The sequence below is a fragment of the Agrococcus jejuensis genome, from assembly GCF_007679035.1.
In the GTDB taxonomy this organism is placed as follows: Bacteria; Actinomycetota; Actinomycetes; order Actinomycetales; family Microbacteriaceae; genus Agrococcus; species Agrococcus jejuensis_A.
The window spans coordinates 115831-130044 of record NZ_VEFR01000002.1 but is presented as its reverse complement, the minus strand read 5'-3'; the positions used below and the strand labels follow the sequence as shown (position 1 = coordinate 130044).

The window sequence follows — 14214 nt, the reverse complement described above, 5'->3', positions numbered from 1 at the left end:
GCCTGGCTACGATGGACGACGTCGGTTCCGATGGCGAGTGGATGAGGCGACCCCGATGACGGACGTGCAGGAGTTCAAGCAGGCGTTCCGCGGCTACGACCAGCAGCAGGTCGACGCGGAGGTGCAGCGGCTGCGCGAGGCGGTCGAGCAGTCGCGTCGCTCGGCGCAGGCCGCGGCGCAGGACGTGCAGGCGCAGGCGGAGCACCACCGCGAGGACATGTCGGCAGCCGAGCAGCGCATCACGCGCCTCGAGGGCGAGCTCATCGAGGTGCGCAGCCGTCTCCAGGCCGCCGAGTCGCGTGCCGAGATCCTGGGCCGCGAGGTGTCGGAGGACGGCGAGGAGCCGCGCTTCGAGGAGATCCTGCGCGTCGCCGAGGAGCAGGCGTCGGCGCTCATCGACAACGCCGTCAAGCAGGCCGACCGCATCGTCGCCGACGCCACGAACCAGATCGGCAAGGACCGCAAGGCGCAGAAGGAGGAGTCCGACCGGATCCTCGAGGCCGCCAAGCACGAGGAGGCGCAGGCGCGCATCCGCATCGAGACCGAGCGCAGCGCCCACACCGCCGAGCTCGAGTCGCGCGAGGCGAAGCACCAGGAGCGCGTCGCCCAGGCGGAGTCCGAGGCGAACGTGCTCATCTCGGAGGCCGAGCGCGGCGCATCAGCCCTGCGACAGCAGTCGACGGCCGAGGCCGACGCGCTCAAGGCCGAGGCCGAGCGCATCCAGCGCGAGTCGAAGGCACGGCAGCTCGAGCTCGACGCCGCCGCGAAGCGTCGGCAGGAGGAGGCGCAGCAGGAGTTCCTGCGCCTGCACAACCACGCCATCCAGCACGCGGAGCGCATCACGAACGACGCGAACGACAAGGTCGCCTCCGCGCTGCAGCACGCCAACCACATCGCCGAGCAGGCGCAGGCGTTCGAGGACCTCTCGAAGGCGCAGGCGGCGCACGTCGAGCGTCAGGCCGTCGCGAAGGCGAGCGCGATCCTCGGCGAGGCGCGCACGCGTGCGCAGGCCATCGTCGAGTCGGTGCTCGGCCACTCGAAGGAGGTGCTGCACGAGGCGGAGGACCGCGCGCGCACGCTGCGCTTCCAGCAGCAGCAGCTGCAGGGCTTCCGGGCCGAGCTCGGCCAGCTCATGGCGATCGCCGAGTCGACGCGCGCCGCGCTGCCGACGTTCGGCGACGACGTCGCTCCCATCCCCACGCCCGAGGCGTCGGCCCCGGCGGCGCCGGCGTTCGAGCCCGCCGACGGCGCCGACGACGTCGCGGACCTCGAGCCCGCGATCGAGCAGGACCCGCACGCGCAGCGCGTCGAGGTCTCCGACGACCTCGACGACCTCACGATCGTGACCGGCGAGGTCGAGCCCGTCGACGAGTCGTCGCAGGACGGCATCGTGAGCGAGGAGGTCGAGGTCGTGTGGCACGAGGATCGCGACGACCGGGACGACGCCGACCGCTGACGTCGCCGCGGTCGCGACGCGCCGACGGCGTCGGATTGACCCGGTCCCCGCGCAGCGGGTACTGTGGACCCTTGGTGCGCGCTGCCTTGCGCGCCCCGAGCTGAGCCCTCCAGCCGGGAGCGTCCCACACGGGAACCCCATGGAGCGGGATGCACGAACCACTCAACTTCGACACGTGAGGCACACATGACTCGCACCTACTCGCCCAAGGCGAGCGACGTCCAGCACGACTGGGTCGTCATCGACGCCGCGGACGTGGTCCTCGGCCGTCTGGCCAGCCACGCCGCAGCCATCCTGCGCGGCAAGCACAAGGCGACGTTCGCGCCGCACATCGACATGGGCGACCACGTCATCATCGTGAACGCCGAGAAGGTGGCCCTCACGGGCCAGAAGCGCGAGCAGAAGCTCGCCTACCGGCACTCGGGCTACCCGGGCGGCCTCAAGGCCACCAGCTACGTGGAGATGCTCGAGCGTCACCCCGTGCGCACAGTCGAGAAGGCCATCCGCGGCATGCTGCCGAAGAACTCGCTCGGCCGCGCCCAGATCAAGAAGCTCAAGGTGTACGCGGGTGCCGAGCACCCCCACGCTGCGCAGCAGCCGACCCCGTACACGTTCGACCAGGTCGCCCAGTAGGCGCGAAGAGGAACTGACAATCATGGCGAAGATCGCAGAGTCCATCGAGGCGCCCGAGGGCTTCTCGACCGAGACGCCCGAGGCTGCCGCTCCCCGCGCACCCCGCGTCCTCACCGTCGGCGGCCAGGCCGTCGGCCGTCGCAAGCAGGCCATCGCCCGCGTGCGCCTCGTCCCCGGCGCCGGCTCGTTCGTCGTGAACGGCCGCACGCTCGAGGACTACTTCCCGAACAAGCTGCACCAGCAGCTCATCAACGACCCGTTCACGGTGCTCGAGCTGAACGGCAGCTACGACGTCGTCGCGCGCATCTCCGGCGGTGGCCCCTCGGGTCAGGCCGGCGCGCTGCGCCTCGGCATCGCCCGTGCGCTCAACGAGATCGACGTCGAGAACAACCGCGCCGAGCTCAAGAAGGCTGGCTTCCTCTCGCGTGACGCCCGCGTCATCGAGCGCAAGAAGGCCGGTCTCAAGAAGGCCCGCAAGGCGCCCCAGTACTCGAAGCGCTGACCTTGTCGCGCCTGTTCGGCACGGACGGAGTCCGTGGCCTTGCTGGTGCCGACATCACGGCCGAGCTCGCGCTGTCACTCGCTCAGGCGGGTGCAGCCGTGCTCGGCCGTTCCGCGCGTCTGGAGGATCGTCGGCCCGTGGCCGTCGTCGCGCGCGACCCGCGCGTCTCGGGCGAGTTCATCGTCGCGGCCGTCGCGGCGGGGCTCGCCTCGAGCGGCGTCGACGTCCTCGACGCCGGCGTCATCCCGACGCCCGCGGCGGCATTCCTCGTCGGCGACGTCGACGCCGACTTCGGCGTGATGATCTCGGCGTCGCACAACCCGGCACCCGACAACGGCATCAAGTTCCTCGCGCGCGGCGGCGTGAAGCTGCAGGACGCGACCGAGGACGACATCGAGCGCGCGATGGCCGAGCGGCCGCAGCGCGTCGTAGGGGGCGAGGTGGGGCGCATCCGTCGCTTCGCCGACGCCGAGGACCGCTACGTCGTGCACCTGCTCGGCACCCTCGACACGCGACTCGACGGCATCCACGTCGTGCTCGACTGCGCCAACGGCGCGGCCTCGGGCGTGAGCCCCGACGCGTTCCACGACGCGGGCGCGACCGTGACGGTCATCGGGGCCGACCCCGACGGCATGAACATCAACCGCGACGTCGGCTCGACGCATCTCGAGCTGCTGCAGGAGCGCGTCGTGGCGCTCGGCGCCGACCTCGGCATCGCGCACGACGGCGACGCCGACCGCTGCCTCGCGGTCGACGCGCGGGGCGAGGTCGTCGACGGCGACCAGATCCTCGCGATCCTCGCCGTCTCGGCGAAGGCGCGCGGCGAGCTCGTCGACGACACCCTGGTGGCGACGGTCATGTCGAACCTGGGGCTGCGTCTCGCGATGGCCGAGCACGGCATCGAGCTCGTGCAGACGGCCGTCGGCGATCGCTACGTGCTCGAGGCCCTCGGCGCCTACGGGCTCACGCTCGGCGGCGAGCAGTCGGGCCACGTCATCCTCACGAAGCACGCGACGACGGGCGACGGCGTGCTGACCGGGCTGCACGTCGCGCAGGAGATGGCGCGCACGGGCAGGAGCCTCGCGGAGCTCGCATCGGTCATGCAGGTCTTCCCGCAGGTGCTCGTGAACGTGCGCGGCGTCGACCGGCTGGGCCTCGCGGGCGACGACGTCATCCAGGCCGCCGTCGCGCGCCACGAGGCGGAGCTCGGCGACTCGGGACGGGTGCTGCTGCGCCCGTCGGGTACCGAGAAGCTCATCCGCGTCATGGTCGAGGCGCGCGAGCAGCACGCGGCGGACACCATCGCCCACGAGCTCGCCGAGCTCGTGCGCGATCGCCTCGGCACGCCGTCGGAGGCGTAGGCCGCCGCCGCGTCAGCGCGCGCGTGCGCGGTACGCGGCGACGTTGACGCGCGACTGGCACGCCGTCGAGCAGAAGCGACGCGAGCGATTGCGCGAGAGGTCGAGCATCGGCAGGCCGCAGTCGGCGGCGGCGCAGCGCTTGCAGCGCTCGGTCTCCTCCAGCCGGATGAGGTCGACGAAGGCGATCGCGGTCTCGACGGCGATGCGCTCGGCGAACGGGCGCTGCGCGTCGATCGCGTGGAGGTGCCAGTCGAGGCCGTCGTGGCGCACGAGCTGCGGCGCGGCGTCGGCGGTGCGCAGGATGGCGTTGGCGAGCGCCGGGACGTCGTCGCGCTGCGCATCCCACATCGCCAGCAGCGACGGCACGACCTCGCGCACCTCGCGCGCCTCGCGGTCGTCGTGCGTGCGCGCTCCGCTGTAGAGCATGCCGCCGACGGCTGCGTCGAGCCCGGCGGCGTCGTCGAGCGCGCCCGCGTCGGCAGCCGTCGCGAACGCGACGACGGCATCGAGCGCCGCGACCGTCTCGGTCGGCAGGCGCAGCGGCGTCACCATGCTGCGATCTCCATCACGCATACGATAGTGTCACGACCGTACGCACGAACGCCCATGACACGAGATCGGACCGGCCATGACCGACCGCCGCGGCCTCGGCCTGATCCTCTGCCTCGCCGCCGCGGGCGCCTTCGGGTTCTCGGGCATCTTCGCCAGCTCGCTCATCGCCTCCGGGTGGTCGCCGGGCGCCGTGACGACGGCGCGCATCGGCCTCGCGGCGCTCGTCATGCTCGTGCCCTCGCTGCTCGCGCTGCGCGGCCGTTGGTCGACGCTCTGGGCGGGCCGCTGGCAGGTGCTGCTCTTCGGCACCTTCGCCGTCGCGATCTGCCAGCTCGCCTACTTCAGCGCGGTGCAGCGCATCCCGCCCGCGCTCGCGCTGCTCATCGAGTTCCTCGGCCCCGTGCTGCTCGTCGCATGGACGTGGGCGCGCACGCGCCGCTCGCCCGCCGCGCTCACGCTCGTCGGCGCCGGCGTCGCGGTCCTGGGCCTCGGCCTCGTCTCCGGCGTCGGCCAGGCGGAGGGCCTCGACCCCATCGGCATCGGCCTCGCGCTCGTCTCCGCCGTCGGCAACGCCGTCTACTGGGCCTCGGCGGCCTCGACGACGCACGGGCTGCCGCCCGTGACGCTCGCGGGGCTCGGCCTCGCGGTGGGCGCCGTGCTGCTGCTCGTCGCCGGCGGCGTCGGCCTGCTGCCCATGACGGTCGCCGTCGCGCCGACGATGCTCGCGGGCGTCGAGGTGCCCGTCGCCGTGACGCTCGGTCTGCTCGTGCTCGTCGCGACCGTCGCCGCGTACGTGCTCGGCGTGACGGGCGTGCGCATGCTCGGCGCGACGGTCTCGAGCTTCCTCGGGTACTCCGAGCCGCTCTTCGGGCTGCTCTGGATGGCCGTGCTCCTCGCGATCGTGCCCTCGCCCGTGCAGTGGGTCGGCGCCGCGGCGATCCTCGCGGGCGTCGTCCTCGTGCGCGCCGGCGAGCTGCGCAGGCCGCGCGCGGAGCGCGACCCCGTCACGGCGCCGCTCGAGCTGCCGATCGTCGTGCCGGAGATGCCCGCGCGCGACTGAAGGCTCGGCGGGGGACCGGCCGGGGGACGCCGACGGGGGACGCGGGCGACCGCGCTAGATCTTGCGCAGCAGCACCGATCGCACGGTGTGGTCGGCGTCCTTGCGCAGCACGAGGTCCGCTCGCGAGCGCGTGGGCACGATGTTCTCGGCGAGGTTCGGCCCGTTGATCGCATCCCAGATGCCCACGGCGTGCGCGCGCGCCGCCTGCTCGTCGAGGTCGGCGAAGCGATGGAAGTACGACTCGGGGTCCTGGAACGCCCCCTGCTGCAGCGCGAGGAACCGCTCGACGTACCACTCGCGGATCGCGGCGGTGCGCGCGTCGACGTACACCGTGAAGTCGAAGAGGTCCGACACCGCCATGTGCGCCTTCGACGCCGGCGGCTGCAGCACGTTGAGGCCCTCGACGATGAGGATGTCCGGGCGGCGGATGACGATGCGCTCGTCGGGCACGATGTCGTAGGTGAGGTGCGAGTACACCGGCACCTCCACCTCCTCGGCGCCCGACTTCACCTGCGAGATCGCGGTGAGCAGGGCCCGCCGGTCGTACGCCTCGGGGAAGCCCTTGCGCTGCATGAGCCCGCGGCGCTCGAGCTCGGCGTTGGGGAAGAGGAAGCCGTCGGTCGTCACGAGGTCGACGCGCGGGCTGCCCTCCCAGCGGCCCAGCAGCTCCTGCAGCAGGCGGGCCGTCGTCGACTTGCCGACCGCGACCGATCCCGCGACGCCGATCACGAACGGCACGGGCTGCACGCGCTCGCCGAGGAAGCCGGCGGTCTCGTCGTGCAGGCGGCGCGACGACTCCTGGTAGAGGCTCACGAGGCGCGAGATCGGCAGGTAGACCTCCGCGACCTCGCGCAGCTCGAGCCGATCGCCGAGGCCGCGCAGGCGCGCGACCTCGCGCTCGGTGAGCGGGTTCGGCGTCGTGGGTGCGAGGCGCGACCATGCGACGCGGTCGATCTCGACGAACGGCGTCTGCTGGTGGACCACGAGGGCCGAGCCTAGCGGCGAGCACCCGCGCGCGCCGGTAGCCTGGGGAGCATGTGCGGCATCGTCGGATATGCAGGCCCGCGAGACACCGTCGAGGTGCTGCTCGAGGGGCTCGGTCGTCTCGAGTACCGAGGCTACGACTCGGCCGGCGTCGCGGTCGTCGGCGCCGAGGGCGTCTCGTCGCGCAAGCGCGGCGGCAAGCTGGGTGTGCTGCGCTCGTCGCTCGAGGACGCGCCGCTGCCCGAGTCGGGCATCGGCATCGGCCACACGCGCTGGGCGACGCACGGCGGACCGACCGACGAGAACGCGCATCCGCACCTCGGCGACGGCGGCCGCCTCGCGCTCATCCACAACGGCATCGTCGAGAACTTCGCCGAGCTGCGCGCCGAGCTCGCCGAGGCGGGCGAGACCTTCACGTCGGACACCGACACCGAGGCGGCGGCGCTGCTGCTCGGCAGGCTCCACCGCGAGCACGGCGACCTGCGCTCGGCGATGCTCGCGCTCGTGGGCAGGCTCGAGGGGCAGTTCACGCTGCTCGCCGTGCACCTCGACGAGCCCGACGTCGTCGTGGGCGCGTGCCACAACTCCCCGCTGCTCGTCGGCTTCGCCGAGGGCGAGCAGTTCCTCGCGAGCGACGTGAGCGCCTTCGTGCGCTACACCCGCACCGCGCGAGCGCTCGGCAACGACGAGATCGCGATCATCACGCCCACGAGCGTCGAGGTGATCGGCTTCGACGGCGAGCCGATCCCGGGCGAGACGTTCGAGGTCACGTGGGATGCCGCCGCGGCCGAGAAGGGCGGCTGGTCGTCGTTCATGGCCAAGGAGGTCTCCGAGGACCCCGAGGCCGTCGCGAACACGCTGCGCGGCCGCATCGTCGACGGCCTGCCGTCGCTCGGCGAGCTCGGCAGCCTCGACGACGAGACCCTGCGCGGCATCGACCGCGTGCAGATCGTCGCCTGCGGCACCGCCGCGTACTCGGCGATGGTCGGCGAGTACGCGATCGAGACGTGGGCGCGCATCCCCGTCGAGGTCGACCTCGCCCACGAGTACCGCTACCGCGACCCCATCGTCGACGAGCGCACGCTCGTGATCTCGATCTCGCAGTCGGGCGAGACGATGGACACGAAGATGGCGGTGCAGCACGCCATCGAGCACAGCGCGCGCACGCTGTCGATCTGCAACACGCAGGGCTCGACGATCGCCCGCGCGTCGGAGGCCGTGCTCTACACGCACGCCGGCCCCGAGGTCGCGGTCGCGTCGACGAAGGCCTTCCTCGCGCAGGTCGTCGGGCTGCTGCTCACGGGCCTGCACATCGCGCGCGTGCGCGGCACGATGACCGACGACGCGATCCGCGAGGTGACGGAGGCGCTCGAGGCGCTGCCCGACCAGCTGCGCACGCTGCTCTCCGAGCAGGACGAGATCCGCGAGCTCGCGCAGTGGATGAGCGACACGCGCTCGGTGCTCTTCCTCGGCCGCCACGTCGGCTACCCCGTCGCGCTCGAGGGCGCGCTCAAGCTCAAGGAGCTCAGCTACATCCACGCGGAGGGGTTCGCGGCCGGCGAGCTGAAGCACGGCCCCATCGCGCTCATCGAGCCCGGCCAGGTCGTGTTCGTCGTCGTGCCGAGCCCGCGGCATCAGCAGGGGCTGCACGCGAAGGTCGTGTCGAACATCCAGGAGATCCGTGCGCGCGGCGCCCGCGTCATCGCGGTGGCCGAGGCGGGCGATGCCGCCGTGCTGCCGTACGCCAACCAGGTGCTGCGCATCCCGCTCACGCTGCCGCTCCTCGAGCCCGTGCTGTCGGTCGTGCCGCTGCACGTGTTCGCGCTCGAGCTCGCGACGGCCAAGGGCCTCGACGTCGACCAGCCGCGCAATCTCGCGAAGTCCGTGACGGTCGAGTGATCGTGGGGCTGGGCATCGACGTCGTGGACGTCGCGCGCTTCGAGCGCGCCGTCTCGCGCACGCCGGGCCTGGCGCAGCGGCTCTTCGCCGACGAGGAGCTCGTCGTCGACGGCGCCGAGCGGCCCGTGCGATCGCTCGCCGCCCGATGGGCGGCGAAGGAGGCGGCCGCGAAGGCGCTCGGCACGATCGACGGGCAGCGCTGGCGCGACCTCGTGGTGGCGTCGGATGCGGCGGGTGCCCCGTCGCTCGTGCTCGGCGGCGGGTGGGCGGCGCTCGCGGCATCGCGCGGCGTGACGAGCGTGCACGTGTCGCTCACGCACGACGCGGGGGTCGCGGCGGCGGTCGTGGTCGCGGAGGCCTGAGATGCGGCACGTGGATGGTGCGGCGATCGCCGCGAACGTCGCGGGCGTCTCGGCGCGCACCGACGCGCTCGTGTGCGGCGTCGTGAAGGCCGACGGCTACGGCCACGGCGCCATCGTGGCCGCGCGGGCGATGCTCGAGGGCGGCGCGACGTGGCTCGGCGTCGTCGACGTCGTCGAGGCGCTCGCGCTGCGCGCAGCCGGCATCGACGCCCCGGTGCTGGCATGGCTCCACGCCGCGGAGCCCGATCTCGCGGCGGCGGCGGCGGCGGGGGTCGACGTGGGCGTCTCGAGCGCCGCGCAGCTCGACCGCGCCGCGCTCGTCGGCGCGACGGTGCACCTGAAGGTCGACACGGGGCTCGGCCGCAACGGCGTGCCGATGGGCGAGTGGGCGTCGGTCGTCGAGCGTGCCGCCGCGCTGCAGGCGGCCGGCTCGCTGCGGGTGCGCGGCGTCTTCTCGCATCTCGCGGGCGCCGGTGCCGCCTTCGATGCGGCGCAGCTCGCCGCGTTCGTCGACGCGTGCGCGATCGCCGAGGTGCTCGAGCCCGAGCTGCGGCACCTGTCGAACTCGTCGGCGACCCTCGCGCTGCCGGGCGCCGCGCACGACATGGTGCGGCTCGGCATCGCGGCCTACGGCATCCATCCCGACGGCGACGACGCCGCGGGCTCGGCGGCGGCCGCGGCAGGGCTGCGGCCCGCCATGCGCGTGACCGGCGCGGTCGTCGACGGCGTGCTGGACGTCGGCGCGCGCCACGGCCTGCTGCCCGCGCCCGGTGCCCCCGTGCTCGTGGGCGACCGCGTCGTGCCGGTGGACGCCGTGGGCTCGACGTCGACGACGCTCGCCGAGCCCGTCTCCGGCTCCGCCGTGCTGTGGGGCGACCCCGCCGATGGCGAGCCGAGCGCGATCGCATGGGCGCTCGCAGCAGACACCATCGGCTACGAGGTCGTGACGAGGATGGCGGCGGCATGAGCGCGCAGCCCGATCGCACGTCGGCCGATGCCGCGCCGCGCCGCGCGCCGCGTCGCGTCGCGACCGTCGACCTCGCCGGCCGCGTCGTGCGCCTCGCGGGCGAGGTCGTCTCGACGAAGCGCGTGCCCGCCGGGCACGGCGTCTCGTACGGCGCGGAGCACGTGACGAGCGCTGCGACCACGCTCGCGCTCGTCGCGCTCGGCTACGCCGACGGCGTGCCGCGCACGGCCTCCGGCGCGCCCGTGACCGTCGACGGCGTCGCGCATCCCATCGCCGGCCGTGTCGCGATGGACCAGGTCGTGCTCGACGTCGGCGACGCCGCGGTGACGCCGGGCGCCGAGGCGGTGCTCTGGGGCGCGGGCGGCACGCCCGTCGGCGCGTGGGGCGACGCCGCACGCGTGCCGGCTGCGCTGCTCGAGGCCTTCGTCGGCCCGCGCGTCCAGGCGGTCGTCGAGGACGTCGTCGCCGACGCCGACGCCATGGAGGCGCTCGGTCGCCGCCTCGCGGTCATCCTCGGCGCAGGCGACGTCGTCGTGCTCACGGGCGAGCTCGGTGCGGGCAAGACCACGCTCACGCGCGGCATCGGCGAGGGCCTCGGCGCCGTCGGCACCGTCGCGAGCCCGACGTTCGTCATCGCGCGCACGCATCGCACCGCGACGGTGCCGCTGCTGCACGTCGACGCCTACCGCCTGGGCAACGAGGCAGAGCTCGACGACCTCGACCTCGACGTCGACGCGTCGATCACGATCGCCGAGTGGGGGCTGCCGCTCGTGCACGCCGTCGATGCCTGGCTGCACGTCGAGATCGTGCGCACGATCGGCGGCGACGACGTCGACGAGCCGCGCACCGTGCGGCTCACGGGCCACGGCGACCGGTGGCCCGCATCCCGACTGCTGGCGTTCGCGAGGGGAGCCGCATGATCCTGGCCATCGACACGTCGCTCGGCACGTCGATCGCGCTCGTCGACGGCGATCGCGTCGTCGCGGCGCGCGACGAGCACGACACCCGCAGGCACGCCGAGGTGCTCGACGTGCTGCTCTCCGACGTGCTCGGCGAGCATCGGCACGCCGTGACGCAGGTCGTCGCGGGCCTCGGTCCCGGCGCGTTCACCGGCCTGCGCATCGGCATCGTCGCCGCCCGCACCGCCGCCCTCGGCCTGGGCGTGCCGTGGGTGGGCGTGTGCAGCCACGACGCCGTGGGCGTGGCCGAGGCGGGCCTCGTGCAGGTGACGACCGACGTGCGGCGCCGCGAGCGAGCATGGAGCCTCTACGACGGCGGCCAGCGCGTGCAGGGTCCCGCCCTCGCACCCGCCGCCGACGTGCCGATCGTCGACGGCGCGCGCCGCATCGACGCCGACTGGATCGGCGCTGCCGGCCTCGTCGCCGCGCTGCACGCCGGCGCCGAGCCGAGCCGCGACGCCATCTACCTGCGCGACGCCGACGCCGTGCCGAGCGCAGCCCCGAAGCGGGTGGCGAGGTGATCGCGCTGCGCACCGCGACCGCCGACGACCTCGACGCGATCATGGCGCTCGAGACGGCGTCGTTCGGACTGACGGCGTGGGCACGCGCGACCATGGCCGCCGAGATGGCGAGCCCGTGGGGCCGCTACGTCGTCGCCGTCGACGACGCCGGCGCCGTGGTCGGCTACGTCGGCCTGCGCGCCGTCGGCGTCGAGGGCGACATCCAGACCATCGCCGTCTCCGAGGCCGTGCGCGGCGCAGGGCTCGGTCGCAGGCTGCTCGCCGAGGCGCAGCAGGATGCGCGCGACCGCGGCGTGCAGGAGCTCTTCCTCGAGGTGCGGGAGGACAACGCGCCCGCCCGGGCCCTCTACGCATCCGAGGGATTCGTCGAGATCGGCGTGCGTCCCGGCTACTACCAGCCGGAGGGCATCGACGCGATCGCCATGAAGAAGGAGCTCGCATGAGACCGCTCGTGCTGGGCATCGAGACCAGCTGCGACGAGACGGGGGTCGGCATCGTGCGCGGCGACGAGCTGCTCGCGAACGTCGTCGCGTCGTCGATGGACCTGCACGCGCGCTTCGGCGGCGTCGTGCCCGAGATCGCCGCGCGCGCGCACCTCGAGGCCATGGAGCCCACGATCCAGCGCGCGCTCGTCGAGGCGGGCGTGACGCTCGACGAGCTCGACGCCATCGCCGTCACCGCGGGGCCGGGTCTCGCGGGCGCCCTCATGGTGGGCGTCGGCGCCGCGAAGGCGCTCGGCGTCGCCGCCGGCAAGCCCGTGCACGGCGTCAACCACCTCGTGGGCCACGTCGCGGCGGACGCGCTCGCGGGCGGCCCGATCGAGCAGGAGACGATCGCCCTGCTCGTCTCCGGCGGGCACACGTCGCTGCTGCACGTGCGCGACATCGACGCCGACGTGCGGACGCTCGGCGAGACGATCGACGACGCGGCGGGGGAGGCGTTCGACAAGGTCGCGCGCCTGCTGGGCCTCGGATACCCGGGCGGCCCGTCGATCGACGCCGCCGCGGTCGATGGCGACCCGACCGCCATCCGCTTCCCGCGCGGGCTCACGGCGCCCAAGGACCGCGAGCGGCACCGCTTCGACTTCTCGTTCTCGGGACTCAAGACCGCCGTCGCACGCCACGTCGAGCGGTCGGCGGATGCCGGCGAGCTGTCGGTGCCCGACGTCGCGGCCTCGTTCCGCGAGGCCGTCGTCGACGTGCTCGTGACGAAGGCGCTCGACGCGTGCGCCCACACGGGCGTGCCGCGCCTGCTGCTCGGCGGTGGCGTCGTCGCCAACCGACGCCTGCGCGAGCTGGCCGCCGAGCGCTGCGAGGCGGCCGGCGTCGCGCTGCGCGTGCCGCCGCTGTCGCTGTGCACCGACAACGGCGCCATGATCGCCGGCCTCGGCGCTCGCCTCGTCGCCCGCGGCGTCGCGCCGAGCGCGCCGGGGTTCGGCGTCGAGTCGACGCTCGACGCCGGCGTCATCCAGATCGCCTAAGCCGACGGTCGGCAGAGGCGCCGCACAGCGTCTCGTGGCACCCTGGTCGCGTGAGCATCGCACCGCCGCCCGTCGCCGCACCGCACGAGGCACCAGACGCCGCCGCCTACCGCGCGCCCGCGACCGACCTGCTCGCGATGCTCGCGATCGGCGCATCCGCCGCCGGCGTCACCGTGCTGCCGCTGCTCGGCTCGCTCGCCGGCATCGTGCTCGGCGCGATCGCCCTGCCGCGCATCCGCCGTGCAGGGTCGGGAGGCCGGCCGCTCGCGATCGGCGCCATCGTGCTCGGCGCGCTCGGCCTCGTCGCCATCGTCGCCGGCATCGTGCTCTTCGCAGCGGGCTTCGCGACGCTGTTCCAGAACCTGCCGTCCGCGCCGTGATGCAAGCCCAGGGAACCGACTGCACCGTGCGGTAGCGTGATGCAGTCGCGTCGCACCGCTCTTCGTGACGACCGTGACCAGAGCCTGTCGAGGCAGGCGAGCATCCCTGGAGGGGGACCATGAGCGACCAGTTCTCGAACGGCGGCGACGAGCGCCGCTTCGCGCCGTCGGAGCAGCAGCCCGAGCAGCCCGCGTCGGCGCCCAGCTTCGGCCAGGAGGCGCAGCAGCCCGCGGCGAGCGACGCCGGCGCCGGCTCGTGGGGCCAGCCCGCAGCGCAGCCCGAGCAGCCCGCCGCCTCCACGCCCTCGTACGGCCAGCCCGAGCAGCCTGCGACCCCCACGTGGGGTCAGCCCGCGACCGAGCAGCCCGCGGCCCCCGCCTACGGCCAGTCGACGCCCGCCTACGGCCAGCAGCCCGAGCAGGCCGCGCCCGCATGGGGCCAGCCCGCCGAGCAGCAGGCAGCACCCGCCTGGGGCCAGCAGGCTCCCGAGCAGCCCGCCTACGGCCAGCCCGCCGAGCAGGCCCCCGCCTACGGCCAGCCCGCCGAGCAGGCCCCCGCCTACGGACAGCCCGCCCCCGCGTACGGCCAGTCGTCGCCCGCCCCCGCCTACGGCCAGCAGACCTCGGCGCCCGCGTACGGGCAGCAGCAGTACGGCCAGCAGCCCGGCTACGGCCAGCAGCAGTACGGGCAGCAGCCCGGCTACGGCCAGCAGTACGGTCAGCAGCAGTTCGGCCAGGCCGAGAAGGCGCCGCGCGGCAAGCTCACGGGTCTCACGATCACCGCGATCGTGCTCGCAGGCGTCGGCTTCATCCTGTCCTGGTCGGGCTTCGGCCTGCTGCCGGGCATCGGCGCGATCGTCACGGGCCTCATGAGCATGCGCAAGGCGCCGCAGAACAAGCCGTGGGGCCTCATCGCGATGCTCGTCGGCATCGTCAGCACGCTCATCACGATCATCGTGATCATCATCTACGCAGTCGTCTGGCTGCCGTGGTTCGCCGCGGGCGGCTCCTTCTAGGCCGCACGCGCATCGCACGAACGCCCCGCCTCGGCGGGGCGTTCGTGCGTCGTGGCCCGGATGCGCGACTCGCGTCGACGAG

Annotated in this window: 16 protein-coding genes; 14 read left to right on the top strand and 2 right to left on the bottom strand. The window is 73.8% G+C overall.

Annotated elements, in window-relative coordinates; genetic code table 11:
• Positions 1 to 55 precede the first annotated feature (55 nt).
• From FS793_RS07560 to glmM, 4 genes are all read left to right on the top strand, one after another.
• The gene (locus FS793_RS07560) at positions 56 to 1456 is read left to right on the top strand and encodes a cell division initiation protein (protein ID WP_144719914.1); all 1401 of its coding nucleotides are present in this window, start codon (positions 56 to 58) and stop codon (positions 1454 to 1456) included.
• A gap of 186 nt (positions 1457 to 1642) precedes the next feature.
• Positions 1643 to 2089 (top strand): 50S ribosomal protein L13, encoded by a 447-nt coding sequence (gene rplM / locus FS793_RS07555; RefSeq protein WP_144719913.1) that lies wholly within the window; start codon positions 1643 to 1645, stop codon positions 2087 to 2089.
• 22 nt (positions 2090 to 2111) lie between these two features.
• Positions 2112 to 2591 (top strand): 30S ribosomal protein S9, encoded by a 480-nt coding sequence (gene rpsI, locus FS793_RS07550; protein ID WP_144719912.1) that lies wholly within the window; start codon positions 2112 to 2114, stop codon positions 2589 to 2591.
• Between the two features lie 2 nt (positions 2592 to 2593).
• Positions 2594 to 3952, top strand: a complete 1359-nt coding sequence (gene glmM / locus FS793_RS07545) for a phosphoglucosamine mutase (RefSeq protein WP_144719911.1) — start codon at positions 2594 to 2596, stop codon at positions 3950 to 3952.
• Between the two features lie 12 nt (positions 3953 to 3964).
• Here glmM and FS793_RS07540 read toward each other — a convergent pair whose 3' ends face one another.
• Entirely contained in the window at positions 3965 to 4504 is a 540-nt protein-coding gene (locus FS793_RS07540) for a CGNR zinc finger domain-containing protein (RefSeq protein WP_186329389.1), read from the bottom strand.
• A 76-nt stretch (positions 4505 to 4580) separates the two neighbouring features.
• On the opposite strand from FS793_RS07540, the gene FS793_RS07535 reads away from it, so the two are divergent.
• Positions 4581 to 5564: an EamA family transporter gene (locus tag FS793_RS07535; protein ID WP_144719909.1), complete on the top strand. Its 984-nt coding sequence runs from the start codon at positions 4581 to 4583 to the stop codon at positions 5562 to 5564.
• Between the two features lie 54 nt (positions 5565 to 5618).
• On the opposite strand, the gene coaA is transcribed toward FS793_RS07535, so the two are convergent.
• Positions 5619 to 6548 carry a type I pantothenate kinase gene (gene coaA / locus FS793_RS07530; RefSeq protein WP_144719908.1) on the bottom strand — a complete coding sequence of 310 codons (930 nt, stop codon included), beginning with the start codon at positions 6546 to 6548 and terminating at the stop codon, positions 5619 to 5621.
• Between the two features lie 51 nt (positions 6549 to 6599).
• On the opposite strand from coaA, the gene glmS reads away from it, so the two are divergent.
• The 9 genes from glmS to FS793_RS07480 all read left to right on the top strand — a co-directional run bounded on the left by glmS (position 6600) and on the right by FS793_RS07480 (position 14132).
• Entirely contained in the window at positions 6600 to 8447 is a 1848-nt protein-coding gene (gene glmS / locus FS793_RS07525; protein WP_144719907.1) for a glutamine--fructose-6-phosphate transaminase (isomerizing), read from the top strand.
• Positions 8448 to 8449: 2 nt separating this feature from the next.
• Positions 8450 to 8809 carry a holo-ACP synthase gene (locus FS793_RS07520; protein ID WP_313959370.1) on the top strand — a complete coding sequence of 120 codons (360 nt, stop codon included), beginning with the start codon at positions 8450 to 8452 and terminating at the stop codon, positions 8807 to 8809.
• A 1-nt stretch (position 8810) separates the two neighbouring features.
• Positions 8811 to 9776 carry an alanine racemase gene (locus FS793_RS07515; protein WP_144719905.1) on the top strand — a complete coding sequence of 322 codons (966 nt, stop codon included), beginning with the start codon at positions 8811 to 8813 and terminating at the stop codon, positions 9774 to 9776.
• The gene (gene tsaE, locus FS793_RS16735) at positions 9773 to 10696 is read left to right on the top strand and encodes a tRNA (adenosine(37)-N6)-threonylcarbamoyltransferase complex ATPase subunit type 1 TsaE (RefSeq protein ID WP_313959369.1); all 924 of its coding nucleotides are present in this window, start codon (positions 9773 to 9775) and stop codon (positions 10694 to 10696) included. The genes FS793_RS07515 and tsaE overlap by 4 nt, the downstream gene beginning before the upstream one ends.
• Complete coding sequence (tsaB, locus tag FS793_RS07500; RefSeq protein WP_144719904.1) at positions 10693 to 11256, top strand: tRNA (adenosine(37)-N6)-threonylcarbamoyltransferase complex dimerization subunit type 1 TsaB; 564 nt, start codon at positions 10693 to 10695, stop codon at positions 11254 to 11256. Before tsaE ends, tsaB begins: the two co-directional genes overlap by 4 nt.
• Entirely contained in the window at positions 11253 to 11699 is a 447-nt protein-coding gene (gene rimI / locus FS793_RS07495; protein WP_313959368.1) for a ribosomal protein S18-alanine N-acetyltransferase, read from the top strand. Before tsaB ends, rimI begins: the two co-directional genes overlap by 4 nt.
• Complete coding sequence (gene tsaD, locus FS793_RS07490) at positions 11696 to 12736, top strand: tRNA (adenosine(37)-N6)-threonylcarbamoyltransferase complex transferase subunit TsaD (RefSeq protein WP_144719903.1); 1041 nt, start codon at positions 11696 to 11698, stop codon at positions 12734 to 12736. The genes rimI and tsaD overlap by 4 nt, the downstream gene beginning before the upstream one ends.
• A 50-nt stretch (positions 12737 to 12786) precedes the next feature.
• On the top strand, positions 12787 to 13116 hold the full coding sequence (locus tag FS793_RS07485; protein ID WP_144719902.1) for a DUF4190 domain-containing protein: 330 nt from the start codon (positions 12787 to 12789) through the stop codon (positions 13114 to 13116).
• Between the two features lie 119 nt (positions 13117 to 13235).
• Complete coding sequence (locus tag FS793_RS07480) at positions 13236 to 14132, top strand: hypothetical protein (RefSeq protein WP_144719901.1); 897 nt, start codon at positions 13236 to 13238, stop codon at positions 14130 to 14132.
• The last annotated feature ends 82 nt before the right edge of the window (positions 14133 to 14214 follow it).

Excerpts from the sequence above, each read along its gene's own strand:
- FS793_RS07560 (WP_144719914.1), top strand. The coding sequence starts at position 56 with ATGACGGACGTGCAGGAGTTCAAGCAGGCGTTCCGCGGCTACGACCAG.
- rplM (WP_144719913.1), top strand. The coding sequence starts at position 1,643 with ATGACTCGCACCTACTCGCCCAAGGCGAGCGACGTCCAGCACGACTGG.
- rpsI (WP_144719912.1), top strand. The coding sequence starts at position 2,112 with ATGGCGAAGATCGCAGAGTCCATCGAGGCGCCCGAGGGCTTCTCGACC.
- FS793_RS07540 (WP_186329389.1), bottom strand. The coding sequence starts at position 4,504 with ATGGTGACGCCGCTGCGCCTGCCGACCGAGACGGTCGCGGCGCTCGAT.
- FS793_RS07535 (WP_144719909.1), top strand. The coding sequence starts at position 4,581 with ATGACCGACCGCCGCGGCCTCGGCCTGATCCTCTGCCTCGCCGCCGCG.
- glmS (WP_144719907.1), top strand. The coding sequence starts at position 6,600 with ATGTGCGGCATCGTCGGATATGCAGGCCCGCGAGACACCGTCGAGGTG.
- FS793_RS07515 (WP_144719905.1), top strand. The coding sequence starts at position 8,811 with ATGCGGCACGTGGATGGTGCGGCGATCGCCGCGAACGTCGCGGGCGTC.
- tsaE (WP_313959369.1), top strand. The coding sequence starts at position 9,773 with ATGAGCGCGCAGCCCGATCGCACGTCGGCCGATGCCGCGCCGCGCCGC.
- tsaB (WP_144719904.1), top strand. The coding sequence starts at position 10,693 with ATGATCCTGGCCATCGACACGTCGCTCGGCACGTCGATCGCGCTCGTC.
- tsaD (WP_144719903.1), top strand. The coding sequence starts at position 11,696 with ATGAGACCGCTCGTGCTGGGCATCGAGACCAGCTGCGACGAGACGGGG.
- FS793_RS07480 (WP_144719901.1), top strand. The coding sequence starts at position 13,236 with ATGAGCGACCAGTTCTCGAACGGCGGCGACGAGCGCCGCTTCGCGCCG.